This window comes from Haloferax profundi, from assembly GCF_001469865.1.
Classification (GTDB): domain Archaea; phylum Halobacteriota; class Halobacteria; order Halobacteriales; family Haloferacaceae; genus Haloferax; species Haloferax profundi.
Genome location: NZ_LOPV01000665.1, coordinates 1 through 1984, shown reverse-complemented (window position 1 = coordinate 1984; position 1984 = coordinate 1). Strand labels below are relative to the sequence as shown.

At 50.6% G+C, this 1984-nt stretch carries 3 protein-coding genes and 1 pseudogene; all 4 read left to right on the top strand.

The genetic code is table 11. The features are described 5' to 3' along the window. A partial coding sequence (locus AUR66_RS22370; protein WP_082682288.1) for a hypothetical protein occupies positions 1–433 on the top strand: 433 nt, incomplete at its 5' end. A 54-nt stretch (positions 434–487) separates the two neighbouring features. Next, entirely contained in the window at positions 488–763 is a 276-nt protein-coding gene (locus AUR66_RS18570; protein ID WP_058573615.1) for a hypothetical protein, read from the top strand. Between the two features lie 3 nt (positions 764–766). Next, entirely contained in the window at positions 767–1819 is a 1053-nt protein-coding gene (locus AUR66_RS21530) for a DUF4350 domain-containing protein (protein ID WP_157533241.1), read from the top strand. Then, positions 1812–1984: pseudogene (locus tag AUR66_RS22990) on the top strand (AAA family ATPase); the annotation flags it as partial. The gene AUR66_RS21530 and the pseudogene AUR66_RS22990, both read left to right, overlap by 8 nt.

Sequence of the window (1984 nt, the reverse complement as noted above, 5' to 3'; positions counted from 1 at the left end):
CACTAGTTCGGGAAAACGGGCTGAATCTTCACCGCAGTCTACTGCCACTGAAACGTCCACAGGAACGCCCTCTCCATTCATCCAACAAGGACTCGAGTTCAAGTCATACCTTGCTGAACAGGAAATCACTGTTGAAGAACTCAAAGCGTTTCCCTCGAAGCGAGCTATTCAACTAATATACATCTCCAACGAAGAGAACTACCAAGCAGTTGGAGGTGAAGTTGGGTCAATTGCAGGCGGGTTCTTCCGCCATCTTGCTGATGGCTGGTCTGCTGAACGACTCAATGCAACAGTATTGGATAGTCCAGATTCCCCATTCGGGAGTTGGTATGCGAAAGCCGAATGGTTCCAACAGTACCAAAGTGGAGAACTCTCTGCGGACGAACTCTCACTCAAAGTCCTCAATACGCTGGAGCCTGCAGAGGACACATAGCAACGCCTTGGACAGGACGACAGTTTGAACATACATCCAGTCTCAGAAATCATCATGGTCACGTCACGGCGGCATCGTTTCGTCCACGCCCAGGTCGGAGTGATGCTTGTTGCTGCGCTTATTCTGTCTCTTTTGGACTCGCTTGAACTAGAGCTGTTTTTTGTGATCTCGCTTATCGGCTTTCTCATCAACGTTGAACTAACGGCTCCTGTTCACGTCACACCGCAGTGGCGCCGCCGGCTTCTATGGGTGATTCTTCTCGGATTGATTGCCTTCGGCTATATCGTGGTCCAGCGGATCTTGGAGATTCTTCCACCAGGAGTGTTCTGACTGATGGCAAATACTGAGCAATATGTCCGCTGGTTGGTCGGGGGATTAGCAGTTCTAATCGTCGTCACAATCCTTGTTGCAGGTTCAACATCGACTGCGTCGTTCAGTGCGTACAATTCTGCATGGGACGGCGCAACGCAACTCCAAGACATCGCCGATACAGCAGAGGCAGACTTCTCAACGACATCGGACATTACTAGCTACTCAAACAACCCAGATGCACTCGTTGTGATACTGTCGCCGGACACTGCCTACTCCGATAGCGAGCAGGAACAACTCAGACAATTTGTTTCCGATGGTGGCACCCTTGTCATTGCTGAAGATTTCAACCCTCATACAAACTCACTTCTCAACACACTTGGTGCCTCTTCACGAGTTGACGGGCAACTCATTCGTGACGAGACGAATTACTATCGCAGCCCGAACATCACCGTCGCAACCGAAATCAAAAATGAGTCTATCCTTTCGGGAGTTGGCCGACTTACTCTCAACCACGGCACGTCAATCCAGGCTGGTAATGCAACTGTTCTTGCTCGAAGCTCGGGGTACGCATACATCGATTCCAATCGAAATCACGAACTTGATGACTCCGAGTCACTCCGTTCTCGACCAGTTGTCACACGAGAGTCGATCGGGAATGGCTCCGTTGTTGTCGTGAGTGATCCCTCGATATTCATCAATGCGATGGCTGAACGAGAGGGGAATCAACAATTCGTGAGGAACATCTTTGCGACACGCTCTGATGTCATCGTCGACTACAGCCACACAAGTAGCGTGCCACCGCTTGTTTCGCTTCTCTTGTGGCTTCGTGCTACGCCGATTGCGCAACTTCTCGTCAGCGTAGTCTGCCTTACTGTGATCGGGATAGTAACCCGCCACCGTACTGTCGTTGAAGAATTGATTTCAGATACATCACAGACGACAATCGGGAGTTCGACGGATGATGATATCGCCGACTATCTCCACCGAAAGTATCCTGAGTGGAGTCAGAATCAACTTCGAAAATTGATGGCAGGAGTTATGAACGATGGACAAAAAGAAGGTGACGATGACTAACCCCGCCCAGCTGTACTCTGAGATCCAATCAGAGGCGAGCAAGGTCCTCATTGGGCAGGAAGAACCAATCCGCCGACTCACTGTTTCGCTTCTTACACGCAGTCACGTGCTCCTTGAAGGCGTCCCAGGCGTTGCCAAAACAACGCTTGCGAACGTCTTTGCACG

What these genes read in the sequence shown, in the direction of transcription:
- AUR66_RS18570 (WP_058573615.1), top strand. Translation starts at nt 488, where the DNA reads ATGGTCACGTCACGGCGGCATCGTTTCGTCCACGCCCAGGTCGGAGTG.
- AUR66_RS21530 (WP_157533241.1), top strand. Translation starts at nt 767, where the DNA reads ATGGCAAATACTGAGCAATATGTCCGCTGGTTGGTCGGGGGATTAGCA.